The 17,196-nt window shown below is 63.6% G+C and carries 18 protein-coding genes and 1 pseudogene; 9 read left to right on the top strand and 10 right to left on the bottom strand.

Going from position 1 to position 17,196, the window contains the following annotated elements:
* Positions 1 to 112: 112 nt before the first annotated feature.
* From MPARV_RS0113035 to MPARV_RS0113025, 3 genes are all read left to right on the top strand, one after another.
* Positions 113 to 1,480 (top strand): ISNCY-like element ISMipa1 family transposase, encoded by a 1,368-nt coding sequence (locus MPARV_RS0113035; protein WP_031278566.1) that lies wholly within the window; start codon positions 113 to 115, stop codon positions 1,478 to 1,480.
* 262 nt (positions 1,481 to 1,742) lie between these two features.
* Entirely contained in the window at positions 1,743 to 2,156 is a 414-nt protein-coding gene (locus MPARV_RS22835; RefSeq protein WP_202948833.1) for a 2OG-Fe(II) oxygenase, read from the top strand.
* Positions 2,156 to 3,208, top strand: coding sequence for a hypothetical protein (locus tag MPARV_RS0113025; protein WP_020378577.1), 1,053 nt, complete (start codon positions 2,156 to 2,158; stop codon positions 3,206 to 3,208). Before MPARV_RS22835 ends, MPARV_RS0113025 begins: the two co-directional genes overlap by 1 nt.
* Positions 3,209 to 3,223: 15 nt before the next feature.
* Here MPARV_RS0113025 and MPARV_RS0113020 read toward each other — a convergent pair whose 3' ends face one another.
* Positions 3,224 to 3,901, bottom strand: a complete 678-nt coding sequence (locus MPARV_RS0113020; protein WP_157789622.1) for a hypothetical protein — start codon at positions 3,899 to 3,901, stop codon at positions 3,224 to 3,226.
* An 843-nt stretch (positions 3,902 to 4,744) separates the two neighbouring features.
* On the opposite strand from MPARV_RS0113020, the gene MPARV_RS26260 reads away from it, so the two are divergent.
* The 3 genes and pseudogenes from MPARV_RS26260 to MPARV_RS25585 all read left to right on the top strand — a co-directional run bounded on the left by MPARV_RS26260 (position 4,745) and on the right by MPARV_RS25585 (position 7,600).
* Positions 4,745 to 5,830 (top strand): glycine-rich domain-containing protein, encoded by a 1,086-nt coding sequence (locus tag MPARV_RS26260; protein WP_478210074.1) that lies wholly within the window; start codon positions 4,745 to 4,747, stop codon positions 5,828 to 5,830.
* A 177-nt stretch (positions 5,831 to 6,007) separates the two neighbouring features.
* A pseudogene (locus MPARV_RS26100) lies at positions 6,008 to 6,202 on the top strand (PqqD family protein); the annotation flags it as partial.
* A 1,041-nt stretch (positions 6,203 to 7,243) separates the two neighbouring features.
* Positions 7,244 to 7,600 (top strand): hypothetical protein, encoded by a 357-nt coding sequence (locus MPARV_RS25585; RefSeq protein ID WP_238538863.1) that lies wholly within the window; start codon positions 7,244 to 7,246, stop codon positions 7,598 to 7,600.
* Positions 7,601 to 7,642: 42 nt separating this feature from the next.
* On the opposite strand, the gene MPARV_RS0113005 is transcribed toward MPARV_RS25585, so the two are convergent.
* On the bottom strand, positions 7,643 to 8,410 hold the full coding sequence (locus MPARV_RS0113005; protein WP_157789620.1) for a hypothetical protein: 768 nt from the start codon (positions 8,408 to 8,410) through the stop codon (positions 7,643 to 7,645).
* A 120-nt stretch (positions 8,411 to 8,530) separates the two neighbouring features.
* Between MPARV_RS0113005 and istA the strand changes: the two genes are divergently transcribed.
* The 3 genes from istA to MPARV_RS0112990 all read left to right on the top strand — a co-directional run bounded on the left by istA (position 8,531) and on the right by MPARV_RS0112990 (position 11,225).
* The gene (gene istA / locus MPARV_RS0113000; protein ID WP_020378571.1) at positions 8,531 to 10,096 is read left to right on the top strand and encodes an IS21 family transposase; all 1,566 of its coding nucleotides are present in this window, start codon (positions 8,531 to 8,533) and stop codon (positions 10,094 to 10,096) included.
* Complete coding sequence (gene istB / locus MPARV_RS0112995; protein WP_020378570.1) at positions 10,093 to 10,887, top strand: IS21-like element helper ATPase IstB; 795 nt, start codon at positions 10,093 to 10,095, stop codon at positions 10,885 to 10,887. The genes istA and istB overlap by 4 nt, the downstream gene beginning before the upstream one ends.
* Before the next feature lie 89 nt (positions 10,888 to 10,976).
* A complete protein-coding gene (locus MPARV_RS0112990) occupies positions 10,977 to 11,225 on the top strand; it encodes a hypothetical protein (protein WP_020378569.1) in 249 nt (82 codons plus the stop codon).
* Between the two features lie 357 nt (positions 11,226 to 11,582).
* Here MPARV_RS0112990 and MPARV_RS0112985 read toward each other — a convergent pair whose 3' ends face one another.
* From MPARV_RS0112985 to MPARV_RS0112950, 8 genes are all read right to left on the bottom strand, one after another.
* Positions 11,583 to 12,188 carry a TlpA family protein disulfide reductase gene (locus tag MPARV_RS0112985; RefSeq protein WP_020378568.1) on the bottom strand — a complete coding sequence of 202 codons (606 nt, stop codon included), beginning with the start codon at positions 12,186 to 12,188 and terminating at the stop codon, positions 11,583 to 11,585.
* A complete protein-coding gene (locus MPARV_RS0112980; RefSeq protein WP_020378567.1) occupies positions 12,188 to 12,766 on the bottom strand; it encodes a MauE/DoxX family redox-associated membrane protein in 579 nt (192 codons plus the stop codon). Before MPARV_RS0112980 ends, MPARV_RS0112985 begins: the two co-directional genes overlap by 1 nt.
* The gene (locus MPARV_RS25580) at positions 12,763 to 13,569 is read right to left on the bottom strand and encodes a phosphoenolpyruvate carboxykinase (ATP) (RefSeq protein ID WP_238538862.1); all 807 of its coding nucleotides are present in this window, start codon (positions 13,567 to 13,569) and stop codon (positions 12,763 to 12,765) included. Before MPARV_RS25580 ends, MPARV_RS0112980 begins: the two co-directional genes overlap by 4 nt.
* Positions 13,570 to 13,706: 137 nt before the next feature.
* A complete protein-coding gene (locus MPARV_RS0112970) occupies positions 13,707 to 14,225 on the bottom strand; it encodes a hypothetical protein (protein ID WP_157789619.1) in 519 nt (172 codons plus the stop codon).
* A gap of 46 nt (positions 14,226 to 14,271) precedes the next feature.
* Positions 14,272 to 14,826 (bottom strand): prolyl hydroxylase family protein, encoded by a 555-nt coding sequence (locus tag MPARV_RS22830; RefSeq protein WP_020378564.1) that lies wholly within the window; start codon positions 14,824 to 14,826, stop codon positions 14,272 to 14,274.
* A gap of 38 nt (positions 14,827 to 14,864) precedes the next feature.
* A complete protein-coding gene (locus MPARV_RS22825; RefSeq protein ID WP_020378563.1) occupies positions 14,865 to 15,488 on the bottom strand; it encodes a hypothetical protein in 624 nt (207 codons plus the stop codon).
* Positions 15,481 to 16,674 (bottom strand): JmjC domain-containing protein, encoded by a 1,194-nt coding sequence (locus MPARV_RS0112955; protein ID WP_020378562.1) that lies wholly within the window; start codon positions 16,672 to 16,674, stop codon positions 15,481 to 15,483. The genes MPARV_RS22825 and MPARV_RS0112955 overlap by 8 nt, the downstream gene beginning before the upstream one ends.
* Positions 16,665 to 17,168, bottom strand: a complete 504-nt coding sequence (locus MPARV_RS0112950) for a hypothetical protein (protein WP_020378561.1) — start codon at positions 17,166 to 17,168, stop codon at positions 16,665 to 16,667. Before MPARV_RS0112950 ends, MPARV_RS0112955 begins: the two co-directional genes overlap by 10 nt.
* Positions 17,169 to 17,196: the final 28 nt, after the last annotated feature.

The raw sequence follows: 17,196 nt of genomic DNA, 5'->3' as shown, positions 1-17,196 counted from the left end.
GTCGTGAGATATGTCGTTCAGTGTTGGGGTGGGTCGATTCGCGTGCGGGAATCCGACACGCGATGATGGCTCCGATCACAGAAGTGAAGCCCTGAAGATCGGAGCCATCATCGTGTTACGTACCGTATGTCCTCAGCCGACGTTGTGGGAATCGATGTTGCCACCGGAGGCTTTGGTGATGGCCCCGGAACTGGTCTCGGTTGATCGCCTGTTGGACGACCCGAGGTTCTTTGAGCCGTTCCGTGGGTGGTTCGACCCGGACTTTGGTCGACCGTCGATCCCGATGGAGACGTTCTTGCGGTTGATGTTCTTGAAATACCGGTATCGGCTCGGGTTCGAGACGTTGTGCGCTGAGGTGTCGGACTCGTTGAGCTGGCTTCGATTCTGTCGGATCCCGCTCGGGCAGCGGGCACCTCACCCGTCCACGTTGATGAAGATCACCAAACGGATCGGTCCGTCCACGATCGAAGAACTGAACGTTGCTTTGGTCGGGAAGGCCGTCGAGGCAGGAGTCGTAGATGTGTGCTGGTTGCGGGCCGACACCACCGTCGTGCCGGCCGACATCAAGTACCCAACCGATTCGGGGATGCTGACCAAAGGCTGTGCATCGCTGGCACGGCTGGTGGGCCGGATCCGAGACGTCGGGGTGGCACCACGGACCGCCTTTGATGACCCGACCGAAGCCGCCCGACGTCACGCACACCGGGTTGCCTCCAAGCTCCGCAAGCGCACAGCCGAAGCCAAAGGCGAGGTGTTGGCGGTCACCGGCGAGCTGGCCGATCTGGCCGAATCGGTGGTGGCACAGGCCAAACGGGTCCTGAAGAACGCCAAACGAGTCGAGGATCGGCCGGTGCGACGTCTGCGCTCAATGCTCGCCGATCTCGAACATCTCATCGACGCGGTCGAACAGATCATCGCTCAGACACGGCTCCGGCTCGCTGGAGTCATGCCGGAGTCGAAGACACGACGGGTGTCGCTCTTCGACGGTGACGCACGCCCGATCCGGAAAGGATCCCTTGCGAAGCCGACCCAGTTTGGTTACACCGGCCAAGTCACCGACAACCCAGACGGGATCGTGTTGGACTACGAACTCGAAGCGGGGATCCCACCCGACGGCCCCCGCCTCGGACCGGCGATCGAGAGGATCATCGCAGCGGTCGGAGCAACTCCTGATGCTGTCACAGCAGACCGCGGTTACGGCCTCGCATCGGTCGACACCCAGCTCGAAGATCTCGGTGTCGACCTGGTGGCGATTCCCCGCAAAGGTCAACCCGGCACTGCGCGCCGCGACGCCCAATCCGAGGACCGGTTCGTCGAGTTGGTCAAGTGGCGCACCGGTTCCGAAGGGCGCATAGCCACCCTGAAACGGCAACACGGTTGGGAACGAGCCCGCAACCGCGGACTCGAAGGCGCACGGATCTGGTGCGGATGGGGCGTCCTGTCCCACAACCTGGTCAAGATCGCCGGCCTCACCCACTGACCCACCCCAAGGTCACGACCCCGAACATCATCCACGCCGCTCTGACCGGCCGCGCCTACCAACCCGAACACCCCTCACCACGAGGGCAGTTCACCGCTCAAACCGGCCAACCCAACCACTATTTCAGGGGCAAGTAGGTAATCCGGGTGCTTTCACCGTCGCCGCCGCCGAGTTCTCCTCGTCAGAGGAGTGCGCCGCGCTTCGAGACTCGATCGACGTCGACGCGTTCGAACCGGTCACGATGGAGCGGGATGGGGAGCTGGTGCGCGATGTCCAGGTGCTGGGCATCGACTTCTCAGCTCAGCCGGAGTTTTTGGACAAGATCGTCGGCACGCTGAATGCGGTCAACGATCTGCACTTTCGCTGCGACCTCTTCGGGGTGGTCGACGACGATCCGCCGGTGCTCGTGCTGTACCGGCCGGGCCAGGGTCACTATGGCTGGCACCCGGACGCGGCCACGACGAGCCCCCTGCGAAAGCTCACGTTCACGTTGCAGCTGTCGGAGGCCGACAGCTACGAGGGGGGCGACCTCGAGGTGCAGGGCTTCGGGCCCACCAACCGAGAGGTGGGCTCGATGACGATCTTTCCCAGCTTTTTTTGGCACCGCGTGACACCGGTGACCGCAGGGGAGCGGTTGGCGTTGGTCGGTTGGATGCACGGGCCAAGCTTTCGTTAATGGAGGCGTCCAGGCGGCCCCGGGCCGTTACCGACGTCGGGCCGGCCGACAGCGAGCTCACCTTGACGATGCCTCGCGACCATCCCAGTGAGGATGCGCAGTGGTTGGCCGACTCGGCCTCCGCCTGCTTCGACGAGTCGCAACGTCAGGTGCACCAGATCGGGTTTGGTGCGACGTTTACTCCCGACTCTGATGTCCGTATCAGCGGTGAGCCACTCGGCTTCGATCTGAGTGTGGCAGATGACGAAACGATCGGGTCGTTCCTTCCTGAACGACCCGTGACCGGGTGGCGGGATGTCATTGCAGATTGTGGTTGGGTTGAGACGATTGGGTTCGCCCGGCACGAGGGCTTGGGCCGGCGCATCGCCGAGCCCACCGAGCGGGTCTTCGGGCTCCCAACCACGGTCGAGGTGGCGGTCGCCAGGGAGGGTGCCAGCAGGTCACTCGACGCCGACGGACCTCAAATCGTTGCCCAGGTGACCGGCTCGTCCACGCTGGAAGTCGATGGCGAGGCCAGCGTGCTGTATCCGGGCATGGCGGCCTCGCTTCGGGCCGGCACACCCGCCCAGCTCGATACCGTCTCGCCGTGGGGCACGGTCATCCTGGCCCGCGGCCGTCCAACCGGTAGCGATGGTGAGACCATCGCCAACATCACCGCGGCCATCGACGGGTGGCAGGCGTCGGTCGACCTGCGGCGGGAGCCCATTGCGTCGTTCGAGCCGGCTCGCCGAGCCCGGTGGGGGACAGCCCCGGCTCCTCCAAGCACCCGGACCGATCGGCCCGACCCGCTGACGGTGCGGTGTTGCGCCCCGGGCGGAGTGGTGCTGTGCGAGGTGACTGACACCTCGCTGCTCGTGGCGATCGCAGGACGGCTGGTGTCGGTTTCGCGGCGGCGGGTCTACCCGTTGGCCGTCGTGCTCGCAGGTGAGCCGGTCAGCTTCGCCGACCTCATCAGGCTGTTCGGCGGCGACCGGTCGTTGGCCGCCGAGCTGGTGGACGTCGGCGGCACCCACGGCTGGCTGGAGGCGACCTGGGTGCCGGCCTCGCCCTAGGCCGCCAGCGTCAGGTCAACCAACCTTGCGGCGCGGTGCCCAGCCGTCATTGCCGTGGGTAAGAAACACGTCGGTGACCACCACGATCCGGTCGGGCCCCTCGACGCCAACGAACGGCTTCTTCGACGCGTGGTCGACGTTGCCCGGAAACAACAACAGGTCCAGGTCGTAGGCAGGGAAAGTCACCAGGTTGGGGCTGAAGAGGTCGCCGGCACCGGGCACGGGATGGCGAAACACTGTGCCAAGTTGTTCGGGTGTGTAGCCGCTGGTGGGTAGCTGAAGGTAGAAGACCGACGAGAACATCGCAGGCGAGTGGTGATGGACCTGTCCGATTGCCTCATCTTCGGTGCGCAGCTCGGTCTCGGGCACCGGATGGCGCAGGGCCCAGCTCTTCAACGACCACCGCTCGTCGCGTTCGGGGGAGACCGCCTCGGTGACGTTGACCAACGCTGCGAAGAAGTCTCGCCAGTGGTCCCCGGGCAGGTCCTGCAGCACCGGCATGGTGTGGTCACCGACGGGATAGCCAGGGGCCGGTCCGGGATCCTTGTACAAGGCGGTGATATCGCGGAGCATGGCGTCGACATGACGATCCATGAAACCAAGGTGGGCGCTCCACACCGGGGTGGCGAATAACTGGTTGACGTCGACGGCGACATCGAGTGACACGGTCGGTGCTTCGATCGGTGTGTTCACCTCCACGAGAGTAGTGCTCGAATGGTCCTCGAAGCCGTGGTTCGACCGAGCGGCTGACGACCAACCAGATCTCTGGCCGTGGTGACGAACCAGTAGACCGACGGCGGCGCCGTGCTTGCGGCTCTGGCGAGCGGGTGCGTGTGATCCAAGTCACGGCCACGAATTGAGTTGGGTTCGTGACCGCTTGCTACCATCCCGCCCTGCTAATCGCCCGCCCCCAGAGGAGTCTGAAGTGACCGAAGAGACCGCCAACATCACCCCTCCCGGCTGTTCGTCGATGCCCGAATGCTATGGATCTATGGCATATCCAACGAGATCACGACGGAACTGGTGTCACAAACCTCGAAGCCCAGCCGTGATTCACCGACCTCAGCGGTCGTCCCTGCAGGATTGGCCCTCCGGAGTGGTCAACCACAGTAGCGTCGCCGCAGGTGGTGCCGGCGGTGTGGATTGTGGATCAAGTGGTGGCTCTCACCCCGGTCGGCCAAGCCGAGGGCCTCTTGGGTCAGCGACCTGCAACCGGCCGTCCATCTCGATCACCAGAAGTTCGCTGATGTCGAGGACAGACTTGTCATACCAGTGCCGACCGGCCCGCTCGGCCATTTCGTAGTCGACGATGTTGTCAACGATGTCGGGAGCGGTGGTTCCGGGCGAGGGGTTGATGCCTCGACGGCGACGATCAGGTCTATCTGATCGCGGGGATCCACAAGATCCTCGGCCCCTTGGGTGCACCCCTGGCAACCTTTGGCGTCAGGGAAGGCTTGGAATGTATGATTCGGGGTTCGGGAATCGTTGCGAAGGCCCGGAATTCTGCCGGGGATTGGACACACTGGAGATAACGGCATGCCGGAACCAATAATTGAACTTCGGAGCGGATTGCGAGTCGAGCATGTCGGTGACGAGGCGATCATCTTCGATCCGTCCGGCGAGTTGCATCGTGTGGTGGGCGACGGAGTGGAGGCACTGGATCTGATCTGCGGTGGCCTCCATCTCAGTGCTGTGCCCGGAGAACTGGTTGACGCTGTTGACGGATTGGTCGCGGCGGGCGTGACAGTAGATCCGCGGGTGTGGTCTCGGCGTCGAGCGTTGGCAACCGGCGGTGCGGCGTTCACCGCTGCAACCGTTACGACCTTCGCACTTACTGATCCGGCAGCGGCAGCGTCAGGCTGCGGGCCTGGAATCGTGCCGACCGACCGAACAGGGGTTGGCAAGAAGTACGCTGCGTCGGACCCGTACACGACTCGGTCCGGCCAAACATCGGTCCTTGTTCGCGCTTGGGGCGGCGGCGGCGGTGGAGGTGGCGGCATCAATACCGGCGGAGGCTATTACCCGGGAGGTGGCGGTGGGGGCGGGGCATACGCTTCGTCGACTCTCACGGTAAGCCCGTGCAAGATGTACTCAGTGACGGTGGCTGCAGGGGGCACCGGAGGGGTTGCCAGAACGGCTGCTGTAGGCAACAAGGGCAATGATGGGGCGTATGGCGGCACCTCTTCGTTCTTGGACGATGCCACGCTTTCTGCCCAAGGCGGTGGTGGCGGCATTGGGGGAATCATTGGTGGCGGCAATGGGGGTGGTAGCGCGGGTACCGCTGGGGCGTCCGTCGGAACCAACACCAAGAGCGGTGGCGCCGGAGGGAAGCGCGGCGCGACCGGCAACAGCGGTGGCGGTGGCGGTGGAGGCGGAAGTGATGCCGCCAATGGCAGCAGCGGCACCCAAGGGAATAGCGGAAATGCCTCCGGTGGAGGCGGCGGAAGCGGCGGTGGTGGTGGCGTTATCGACGGCGGCGCAGGCGGCGACGGCATCAAGGACGGAAACGGGATGCCCGGCTTTGCTCCCGGGGGTGGTGGTGGCGGCGGTGCATCCCGCATCACCCAGGGGCCTTTTAGTGGCGCTAACGGAGCCCGAGGCGAAGTCTGGGTGGGAATCTGAACGTGGCTCTCGTCCAGTGCATCCGGCTCCAAACCAGTAGGGCCGGGTGTTCTTCCTGATCGCCGCCACGTATTACGGAAGAACCCGATTCGTGTCCGGCGTCCTGCGTTGAAGCCATCGAGTAGAGCTGACTTAAACTTCGTTCCTCAGGCCGTTGCGTCAGTTGAGGCGATCTCAGTGAGTGGCGAAACGGTTCTCCTCAACGGCTGGGCGACTGCGACGGTTCTCAACTCGACCAGCGCGACAATCTGGTCTTCGTTGAATGGACGCACAACCATTGATCAGGTCATCACCCAACTGACTGAACTCTTCGGGGTCGACCGAAGCATGGTGGCCGCCGAGGTTGTCGCCTTCGCTCAACAGGTCGGCGCAATAGGGCTCCTCGAAGGTGTCCGACCTCCTGACGACCTGACTAGCGGCATCACATTCGAACCCTTCTCGGAATTCGACGAGGTTGGCGCCTCCCTTCCTCCATTCCAGGCGGTCGACCTGGATGGCTCCAAGTTCGAACTCGATGAACTCATAGGCACGGAAGCGCTCCTCATCAACTGGAATCCGAATTGCGGGTACTGCGCGTCGATTGCGGACGTGCTCGCCGAGTGCCGAGATCCGCTTTCGGCGGCCGGAGTGCGGCTTGTTCTGCTTGCATCCGGGACGGCTCAAGCAAACCGCGAGTTGCTTGAGTTGGCGGGACTCGAAGCTGACGTCCTCTTGAGAGGGGTTGACGAGTTCGGCCCCTTTCCTGGAATTGGGACTCCGGCAGCGTTCCATCTCGACTCGGACCTTCGCCTCATCGATCCACCGGCGTACGGGAACGTCGACGTACCTGCTTTGGTCTCACGGCTATCGGGCGTTGAACAAAGTCAGTTTGAAACGGTGGGACGCGGTGATGGATCTGCCAGGGTCCGCTATCTGTTGGAGACCGGCGGGCAATGCGCACAGGGGGACGGGGCGGAGCTCTCGAATCGCTGGCTTGGCACAAGGGTCTATCGGCTCAACGACTTCCATGTTGGTGTTCGCTACGGCGATGATGCCGCACGCGACTGTCTCGACGCGCTGTTTGGCGACCCGCCAGTCTCAGATCCACGGGCTGGGCACAGTTTTTCGGTTGCGTTGCCATCAGCATCGCCCGGGGGTGGACCGGTCAACGAGCTGAATCTGTTGCTACAAGGAAGCGACCTGCGGGTTCGAAGCCGGTCAGCCGCAAGAGTCTTGCGAGCATTGTTGTGGAACCTTCAGGATCAGATCATCGGATTCGATTCGAACCCCGGTCGGCTTCGCGTCCGGGCCACGGCTGCTCGAATCGGCTCCGAGATGGTGCTCCTTCAACCGGGACTCTTCGTGCTCGGTGAGCGCCTCCAAGCATTGCTCGCCCGCCGAGGCGTCGCGCTGGCAGATGTCCCATACCCAGAGTTGGACCTGATCTCCCGTGAGGTCGTGATTCCCGAACTGACGATCGACCACAATCCAGCCGTGATCGGGTCCAGCGACAGTTTCACTGGCACGACGACCGAGCTGACGCCCGTTCTGCCAGGTCGGTACCCATTGATCGGCTGGGGAGTGATGCATCCGTCGCCCGCGCCCGTCTCCCGCTTTTCGGTAGCTGAATCAGCGGCTGCAACGCTCTCATTTGTGGAGAACTCCGGAGATGCCTCAACTCGGCTCCGGCAGCTCGGCAATCTCTTCGAAGATGTTCACGGGTTCGGGCTGTGGTACGACTCCGAAGCCGACTACGTGAACGCGCTCAGCGAGGCGCTCGGTCTGGACTGAAGGCATGGACGGACGCCCTTATTCATCTGCGTGACGGTTTCATCAATCGTGTCCGTCCATGATGGCGAAGAGCCTGGCGATGGCGGTGTCGGCATCCGGTCGGGTGCCCCCAATTGCCCGAGCTGCACGAGTGATCAATAAAACGGCGTCGAGTGCGTCGTCGGGTCTACTCCTCGCACAGATCGTTTGTGAGAGCACCTCAGCAGTCGCTTCTGCAGGGGAGAGCTCATTCCACTCACCCTCGCTTCCGGGGTCGTACGAGACCGCAGCGATGAGCCCAACCGGCAAGGGGCCGGTGGGCCTGGCGAGGTCAAGTCGTTCGGTGCTGCCATCGGGCCGTCGTCGACGCACCGGGCGCCGCCATCCCTCAACGCACCCCGTTTGAGGGTCGATCAGTGTGTACTCGTCGCTGAGCACGGTTGCACCCGCAGATGCGGCAGCGATAGCGAGCGTGCTCTTGCCGCCCTCTGAAGGGGCGGGAACCATGAGCACGTTCCCCTTGTTCGAGATCGCAGCGGCGTGCACTGGCACAAGCCGTGTCAGCCGCCTCACCGAGAAGAGGGTGAGTTCAGACTCGAGGAGGTCCCACGCGGCTGACGTTGGCGAGTCGCCGGATGCTTCAACGTCTGGCACGATCATCCACTCGTCAGATAACCCGAACCTGGCTTCGATTGGCTCGGCCGGCATGACCTGGCGCCTCAGACCAACTGGTGGCCAGCGCCGGTCGAGTTCGACGACGAGCGACGGTGCCAGCGCGACCTCAATGTCGTGCGCCAGTTGGTAGGGACCACTTTGGGGGTGTTGCGCCACCTGGTATGGACCACCCTTGCGCCAGCTGAAAGGGACCACTTGGTGGGGGGTTTTCTGGGGTCGGTGTCGTAGACGCTGAACTGCCGTCGTTGCGTCCACGACCCGAAAGGCGGCGCGTCAATGGCATACCGGGAGGTTGCGGTGTTTGAAGTGCGCGAGGTGTTGAGGTTGTGGCTGGCTTTGCTGGCGTTCCGGAGGATCGCAGAGATGGTGCGGTGCGACCGGAAGACGGTGACGAAGATCGTTCGGATCGCTGAAGGCCACGGGCTGGTCCAGACCGACAGTCCGGATCGGTTGACCGACGATTTTGTGGGTGGGGTGATGGCGGAGTTGGCCCCGAAGGTCCCGGATCGTCACGGTGAGGCGTGGAACGTGCTGGTCGGCCATCGGGAGAAGCTGGAGGGCTGGCGGAACGACGACGTGCCAGCGAAGAAGATGGTCGAGTTGTTGAAGCGCGATGGGGTGGTTGTCCCGGAGCGAACGTTGAACCGTTATCTGGCTGCGGAGTTCGGGTCACCGGAGCGGTCGACGGTCCCGGTCGTCGATGGTGAGCCGGGGGTGGAGTTGCAGGTCGATTTCGGTGAGCTGGGCCGGATGTTCGACGAGGAGACCGGCAAGAAACGTCGGGTGTGGGCGTTGGTGTTCACCGCTGGGGTGTCGCGCCACACGTTTGTGTGGTTGTCGTTCAACCAGAACCTGGCGACGGTGATCGACGGGTGCGAAGCGGCGTGGCAGTTCTTCGGCGGAGTGTTCCGTGTGTTGGTCCCCGACAACATGGCGACGGTGGTGACGAAGGCCGACGCGTTGGACCCGGTGTTGAACGTGGCGTTCGTCGAATACGCCCAATCGCGTGGGTTCCTGATCGACCCCGCACGCGTGCGTTCGCCTCAGGACAAAGGGCGGGTGGAGCGGGCTGTCCAGTTCGTCCAAACCTCGTTTTGGGCGGGTGAGGACTTCGGCTGTTTGGCCGAGGCGCAGACAGCAGCAGAGCTGTGGTGCCGTTCGCGGGCGGGGCTCCGCACCCACGGGACAACCCAAGCCCAGCCGGCGGTGACCTTCGCCGAGGTCGAAGCACCGGTGCTGCTGCCCGCACCGACAGAGCGTTACGACGTGCCGCTCTACAAGACAGCCAAGGTCCACCGGGACCATCACATCCAGGTCGCCAAATCGTTGTATTCGGTGCCCGGCGATCTGATCGGCACGTCTGTCGACGTGCGGGCCGATACGGCGCTGGTGAAGATCTTCTCGGGCGGTCAGTTGGTGAAGGTTCATCCCCGCCAGAAGGCGGGGGCGAGGATCACCGACCCGGCCGATCTGCCGTCGGAGCTCACCGGCTACGCGATGCGGAACATCGACGACCAGATCCGCCGGGCATACGCCCACGGGCAACACGTTGGGGTGTTCGCCGAGGTGATCCTGGACGGACCGCTGCCATGGACAAGGATGCGTCACGTCTACAAGCTGTTGCGCACCTGTGACCGTTACGGGCCCGACCGCGTAAACACCGCTTGCGAGCGGGCTGTTGACGCTGGGGCAACGTCGGTGGTCACCGTCGTCGGGATGGTCGAACGGGCGCTCGAAGCCGACCAGGCGACAGCCGAACCGGCGCCACCTGACAACGTGATCATCGGCCGGTTCGCCCGCGACGCATCCCACTTCGCCGCCGGCCGGAAGGTGACACGATGACCACCACCACCGGCACCCTCACACCTTCGGTGACCCCTTCGGTGACCCCCGAGTTGACCGCAACACTGCGCCGTTTGAAGCTCGGTCAACTCGTTGACACGCTCCCCGAACGCCTCGCGTTGGCGAAGACCTCGAAGATGTCTCACGCCGAGTTCCTGCAGCTGTTGTTGGCCGACGAGGTCTCCCGACGTGACACCACCTCGGCTGCCCGCAAAGCCAAAGCCGCCGGGCTCGACCGGCGGATGCGTCTCGAGCACTGGGACGCAACCGCGAACGTCACCTACGACCAGGCCGTCCTCGACGAGCTGGCGAGCCTCCGGTTCGTGGACGCCGGACAGAACGCGTTGATCATCGGACCGGTCGGAGTCGGCAAAACGTTCCTCGCTGTCGCGCTCGGGCACACAGCGATCCGGCGGGGCCGGTCGGTCCACTTCGAACGGTCCGACCAGCTGTTCAAACGACTCCGGATCGCAAGGCTCGACAACACCCTCGACGCCGAGCTCCGCAAACTCCTCCGGGTCGACCTGTTGATCATTGATGACTACGCGCTCACCGCGTCGGACGCTGCGGCGACCAGCGACTTCTACGACCTGATCGTTGAGCGGCACCGGCGGGCGTCGACGGTGATCACGTCAAACCGTGACCCGTCCGAATGGTTGGCGCTCCTCGGTGACCAGCTCCTCGCCCAGTCCGCGATCGACCGGTTCTCCTCCGCCGCGTTCGAGCTGGTCATCGACGGGGAGTCCTACCGGGACCGCCAGAAACCGCAACTGACACCACCAACCAACTGACCAAAACCCAACCTTCCCAGCCCCAACCGATGATGCCTGTCAGCACATGCTGACAGGCATCATCGCGTCACCCTAAGGTGACACCCCTGATGGACCGCACCGAACGACTCCGCACCGACGCACTCACCGCCACCGTCCACGCCGCATCCGCCAAACAGGCTGCCCAACACACCCTCGACACAGCGGTCGCCCGGGCCCTCCACTGGGGCGCCAGCTGGGCCGACATCGGCGACGCTCTCAGCATCACCCGCCAAGCCGCCCACCGCCACTACCGGCATCATCGTTGGGACCCCGACACCCAAACCGTCTGGACCGAACCGCCCCTCCCACTCGGATGAATCTGACCCTCCCCGGACCATCCGGCCGGGGCCAACAGCGGGTCCATCAGCGGCTACACGCCGGGACCGGGACGGCGGTCGAACCGACCCACTCTTGACGTCGACCGCGCCACCCGCCATCATCACCCCGCCGACCTCAACGACCCCTCCCAAGTGGTCCCATGCAGCTGGCGCAGCCCTGGTCCATACGAGCTGGCGCACGACACTCAACGACGGCGCCGTCCTCTGCCACGCCCCACCACCTCGCGAGCTCCATGGGTGCAGGCTACCAAGCCGGTTCCGGCAAGCCTGGGTACTGACCGAACGCGTTACGCCAAAAGGCGTCGGGCACAGCAACAGCGGGGCTGTTGATGGAGATCAATCGCCTACACCGGCACGGCGGAGGAGGTGGTCAAGGTCGGTGGCCGAAACTGCTCGACCTTCGTCGACCACCTGGTTCATAGCGGGATCAACGATGACAAAGTGGGGGCCCACGGGCACATCAAAGTCGTCCCAATAGTCCGATGATCGCAGCAAGGGATAGTGCGGAGCGGCTAGCCCCCGTAGTTGCTCGGCATTGTCCAGGTCTCCGCCATGAGCGATCACGACGAGACTCACGCCGTTCGGCACACCCGACTCCGAAGCGAAGAGGTCCCAGAATCGCGCGCAGGTGGAACACCCAGCGGTAAGAAATGCAAGCAGGATCGGCTGTGAGACATCGATGGCTACGGTGATCGGGCTCCCATTCAAGTCGAGGCCGTCCAGAAAGTACTGCTGCCGGTCTGCGGTGTCGCCATCGTGGGGCGATTGTGGGAGTTCCTCGGCGGAGCGCTGAGCGGAGACCGATTCACCCAGCGCGCCTGGAACGTGATGTGGAGGACTTGGAATGGCATCCAACATCTGCCGCTGCGAGCGGGCGAGGACCGCCACCGCAGCTGTCAACAGGACCACACCGAACGAGAGCGCCCCTACGAGGACCTCCATTAGGACCTCCGCCCTGTCGCAATCGTGGCGTCGCTTGCAAAGCGAAGCCGACGGGCCGAGTCGGAACTCGATGGGGCCAGCACCGTATCAAGCAACATCATCAACGCTACCGCCGATACCACCAGTGCCCCGTACTGAATGCCCCCCAACCTAGCGCTCTCCTGGGCCTGAACTGCAGCGTCGGCGAAGTTGGGCGCCCCAAACCACACAAACAAAAGTGTGGTCGCGAACCCCATACAGTTGAGCCAGAGTTGGATCGAGCCGGGCTTTCCGGACGCGACGCCGAAGCAGCCACACGACACCTGCGGGGACCGAGTACGTAGAAACTGGACAACCACGATGAACGTTCCGTAGAGGAATGCGGCGGCTGTGGCAAACACGCGCCCGCTGATGATGAGCATCCCCGACCCCACGGCAATCTCGAATCCAAGTAGTCCGATCTCAGCAGATCGAGGAGCTGGAATCGACAACGCTCGCAACGCAGACGTAGTTGATCCGAGCCGCGTCAACTTGGAGATCCCGGCGACGATCAGCACAAGCGCGACCGCGTGGAATGGTCCAGCCAAGAAGAACCTCATGTTCCGCACCCGCCGGATCGGTGGGTTAGATTTCGAAGTTGGGTGCATGCCGTATCGAGGAAAACGCCGTAGCCGTCATCGAACCATATGTTGACTCCTGCCTCACTTTCGTCAACAGCAACCGAGTGTGGGTAGTAGTCCGAGCTTCGGACGGCCCGTAGCGCTCGGACGGCCTCATGGCGGTTGCTGTAGCCGAGCCGCACGACCGGCACCGACCCGACAAGTCGGCTGAGTACGGCCAGCGCAGCGGGCCCGTAACGCCGGAGATCGAACGTCTCACCAACTAGAACATGGAGCGCGTCACGCGGGTGGACTGGTTCGGCCTTGCAGCGTCGAAGCGTCGGGTCGTACTTCGGCAGAACGATCAAATGGCAAGCGGTCTCCGGAGCTAGGTCGGAAACAGAACTTGCTGGAAGCGCCGCCCGCCCTGTCGGGGATACCTCAAGTTCCAAGGTGGTCCAGTTTTCTGTGGCCCCTTTGAGTGTCAGTGGTTTCGGGTATCCGCTCAGGGTACCGTCGGTCGACACCGAGACCATCTCGTCGGTGAGGTAACGAGCCCCAGAGCTGATGAGGGTAAAGACGAGACTGGTCTTGCCTGCTTCACGAGGCCCAACGATGAGAACGCCCGATCCGCCGTCTTCAACTGCGCCCGCATGCAAGTGGAGTAGCTCAGGGGTCTCGTCCAGCTCCATCCGGGTGAGCGCCGCAACAAGAACGTCGGTAGCCGCAGAAGGATCCCCAACATTTCGTGCGATCGGAGCGTGCCAGGCGAGTACGCCGCCATCAGCCTTGAGATCGCACACGACCTCCCGATCGGGGGCACGAAGGGGCATCGTCAGGTCCTGGACGGCCCAGCGGGTGGCCGCCGATGCGGCACCGGCCAAGAGCAGTTCGGTTCGCCCAGCATGGACCCTCATCAGCGCGTCGGAGCCACAAGGACCTACCGGAACGATCTGCCGCACGCGTGGGTGACGTACACCTCGACATCTTGCACCCCCGTGATCTCCGATTCGAGAAAGGCGGGCCACACATACACGCTGCCGGGCGTCAGCGGCCGGCGCTTGCCGACAAGAGGCAAGCGTATCGTCGCAGCGTCGGGCAACGCCTCGTCAAGGAGATACATAACGGTGAGCTTGCGGGTCGCCGCATCAGCGGAGAGGACGCTGGTTGGAAGGGGCGTAGCCCCCTGCGGACCGCTGTGCAGGCGTGTGGTCGACGGACCACCGTCCTCGTGCAGTTCGGAGACGTCGAACCTGAAGAACTCGGAGTTCGCCTGAGTGATGATGGTTGCCAGAACCGAGTCGAACTCCGGAACTGAAGCAGCGTCCTCCCGAAGACGTTGATGGAGGGTGGTGATCGAAATTACCCCGGAGTCAGCACCGATCACGGCAGGCAGTCCAGCCTGTGCCAGACCAACCACGTGAGGATTGCCTGCCAACGGCATTCTGTCGACGATCATCCCCGCCATTGCAATGACTCCCGCTGCTCGCGAACCTTGGTTTCTATCACTTGAACGTCGGACCGTGGACCCAGCCGACGACGGCGTACCGGGTGCCCGCAACCACGGGCGTCACGGTGTGACGGAGAAACGTTGGAAACACGATCAGGGTCCCTCGGTCGCGAGGTGCCCTGGTGTTCTCGTCGGGGAAGACGAGGTCCCCGCCGATGTAGGAGTCCGGCGTCGAGAGCTGTACCACGAAGGTGAGCTTCCGCGTCGGTGTGCTGGGGCCGTAATCCCGATGTGGTCGGTAGTGGTCTTGTGCGTCGGATTGGTACCTCAAGATCGAGGTGTCGTCGCCTTCTGCGGTGCCCCACAGATCGAACTCGAACGTCTCGCTGTTCACTTCGGCGACGCCTTGGAGTATGCGATCTCGCAGCCGGTGGAATGGGGCTCCCAAACTGAGTTGCTGCACGCTTCGAACCGTCGGGTCGACCACGCCCGAGCCGTCGCGCCCCGAGACCCCTGCGTGTCGCCACTCAGCGCTGTCCATCGACTGTGCTGTCGTGATTGCATCACTGGCTTCCTGCGGGTTGAGGAGTTCGCGGGTGATCACGGACATCAGCGATGCGTTAGCAGGTGGAAGCAAGGCCCAACGGGTCACGCGTGAGTCTCCGTTTCTCCTCGAGGCACACCGAGCGTCGGGCGACGGTCGAACCTCTCGTCCTTGTGGGGCCCGTCAACATCGACGAAGTGCAAAAAGAGCTGGACACACCAGTCGACCGGGCAATCGTCTCGCCAGTGCGGTCGCTCCACCCCCTTGTAGAGCACACCATCTCCAGGCCGAAGCGCGATCTCTGTGTGTTTGCCGTCACTCAAGGACATGTGAAGCGGCCAGTGCGTGGCCGGGTCTGAGGAGGCCAGGTGCACCGACACGCTGTGCTCGCACGCCGGACGATCAATGTGTTTGTGCAAATTTGAGTTTCTCATGTACAGGCGCACGAAACTGTAGGTTGGGTCAACTCGGCGCCTAGTCAGTGCCCGGACCAGGGGGGCCATCGCGGCGAGGATCGTGTCGAATGCCGGGTCGCCGTACAGGCTGGCTGACCCATCCACCCTGCCGTCGGCCATCAGCCGTCCGGCTTCGCTGAGGGTGTGGACGTAGTTGGTGAGAAACCCCACCAGGTCGGGCGGAACAACTGCCTCCATCAGGGCGTAACCATCGGTCAGATAGCGTTGGCGTTCGCTTGCCAGCGCGGCCTCGTCGCCGAGGTGGTCATCCATCGCGATGGCACTGCACGAGTCCGGCCGCCGACAACACCGCAAGATCGTCGTTGCTGATCGTTGGTCCTTCGGGCGCCGTGTGAGCCTCCGAATAGGCCGTCTCTCCCGCTGCCAAATGGCTGAGTACTGGCAAGTCCGCCTTGGTGAACTGCACCATGCCACCGGGGCCGCCCAACGCTCCGTCGCATCCCGCGCTTTGGTCGGCGTCAGCAAAGATGGCACCACCGGGCAGGTCCATCGTCACCACGCCGTTTCCAGAAAGCGCTGTGGCTGCGGCGACCACGCCGGAGGAGCGGTAGGGAACCAGCTCGCGACGCTTGGCAGCCAGCGCCGACTCGACGTTGATGGGATCGGTGGACCACTCGCCGGGGTCCGAGTTGAAGAGCGCAGGCAGGAGGTCCACCAGCTTCGTACGGTGAATGCCGATGGTGAAATGAGCGGAGACGTCGCCGGTGAATCCCTTGACTGAATGCGGCCAACCTCTCGGAATGTAGAGGGCCTGCGCAGGATGGAGGACTCCGGCCCAGACACTGGCCCCCGACGCTTCCCTGCTGACGAGCCCCTTGGACGGGTTGAGCGCCCCTGGCCAGAAGATCTCCCAATACTTGCTGCCCTTCGCCTGCAAAATGATCACGTCGTGATCGTCCCAATGCTGGCCGAAACCGGGCGCGTCGGCCTCGCTCAGGTACACGTTGACCTGCACTCCGGCAACGAGGGCACGTTGCAGATCATTGCAGATCCCGTGTAGGGAAGCCAGGTCCGCACCAACGTCGTTGAGCGTCAGCGTTGTACCCTCGCTGAGTTCGGCCGCAGCCCGGACCGGGTCGAGCACCGGTTGCCCGCCGCGCCCCCGTTGGCTCATGGCCTCCAAGAGTCCAGGCGCATCGGCGCGGGCGTCCTTCGATGCCCGCACCCGAGGTCCGAGCGCAGCAACCCGTGCCACGAGAGCATCAAACTCGTCCAGCATGGGGCTGGAGTTGGAGTCTCGCCCGATCGTCAGGAGCGCCGCACCGTCGCCGTCAGCGCTGCGGGCGAGTGCGTCAAGGTTGAGCTCCGGAAACCAGGACGCGAGTCGTCTGATCGCCAGTTCCCGGCCAGCGGCCGCTGCGTCACACAGAACCTGTTCAGGATCGGTCGAGGCCGACAAGCGCAGCGGAACGCCGTCGGCTGGCTGCGTCAGTCGCACACGATGGAGATGTCGAGCCTCGCCCAGTCTGGAGTGGTGGGCCCACTGTTCTTGACACCAACAGTTTGAGTAAACGGGCTGGAGGTATTTGGCGTTGTCGTGGTGGTCAGCGGGGTCGACTCAGCCTCAGCGGGGTCACCGCTGGCGCAATCGGTGATGTTTGCGCTCGACACGCGACAGTTGTTGAACGGAGGGTCGACGTTGAACGTGAGAACCACTGCAGTGTTGTTGGCGTCGCCGTCCATCGGCACATCGTCTGGAGTGTTGAACGTGACGCTTCCCGCATTGCCCAGGTTGGCGCTACGAGTGATGATCGCGTTCTCAGCTCGGGCACCGCTCCCGCCGCCCCAACCCGTGTTGAACGAATCGTTGAAAAAGAGGTAGTCGTCGTAGATGGAACAACCGTTTCCATGCGTGCCGTCGTCATAAGCGGCATCAAATCTCAGATTCAACGCTACGTTATTGTCGGTTCCAGCCGACGCATAGTCGGGCACGACCGACAGACCGTCGACCCGGGGGGCG

It is taken from the genome of Candidatus Microthrix parvicella Bio17-1 (assembly GCF_000299415.1).
Taxonomy (GTDB): Bacteria; Actinomycetota; Acidimicrobiia; order Acidimicrobiales; family Microtrichaceae; genus Microthrix; species Microthrix parvicella.
The sequence above is the reverse complement of the archived record's forward strand: the minus strand, read 5'-3'. Positions and strand labels throughout refer to the sequence as shown.

Excerpts from the sequence above, each read along its gene's own strand:
- MPARV_RS0113025 (WP_020378577.1), top strand. The coding sequence starts at position 2,156 with ATGGAGGCGTCCAGGCGGCCCCGGGCCGTTACCGACGTCGGGCCGGCC.
- MPARV_RS26260 (WP_478210074.1), top strand. The coding sequence starts at position 4,745 with ATGCCGGAACCAATAATTGAACTTCGGAGCGGATTGCGAGTCGAGCAT.
- istA (WP_020378571.1), top strand. The coding sequence starts at position 8,531 with ATGGCATACCGGGAGGTTGCGGTGTTTGAAGTGCGCGAGGTGTTGAGG.
- istB (WP_020378570.1), top strand. The coding sequence starts at position 10,093 with ATGACCACCACCACCGGCACCCTCACACCTTCGGTGACCCCTTCGGTG.
- MPARV_RS0112990 (WP_020378569.1), top strand. The coding sequence starts at position 10,977 with ATGGACCGCACCGAACGACTCCGCACCGACGCACTCACCGCCACCGTC.
- MPARV_RS0112985 (WP_020378568.1), bottom strand. The coding sequence starts at position 12,188 with ATGGAGGTCCTCGTAGGGGCGCTCTCGTTCGGTGTGGTCCTGTTGACA.
- MPARV_RS0112980 (WP_020378567.1), bottom strand. The coding sequence starts at position 12,766 with ATGAGGTTCTTCTTGGCTGGACCATTCCACGCGGTCGCGCTTGTGCTG.
- MPARV_RS0112970 (WP_157789619.1), bottom strand. The coding sequence starts at position 14,225 with ATGATCGTCGACAGAATGCCGTTGGCAGGCAATCCTCACGTGGTTGGT.
- MPARV_RS22830 (WP_020378564.1), bottom strand. The coding sequence starts at position 14,826 with ATGTCCGTGATCACCCGCGAACTCCTCAACCCGCAGGAAGCCAGTGAT.
- MPARV_RS22825 (WP_020378563.1), bottom strand. The coding sequence starts at position 15,488 with ATGGATGACCACCTCGGCGACGAGGCCGCGCTGGCAAGCGAACGCCAA.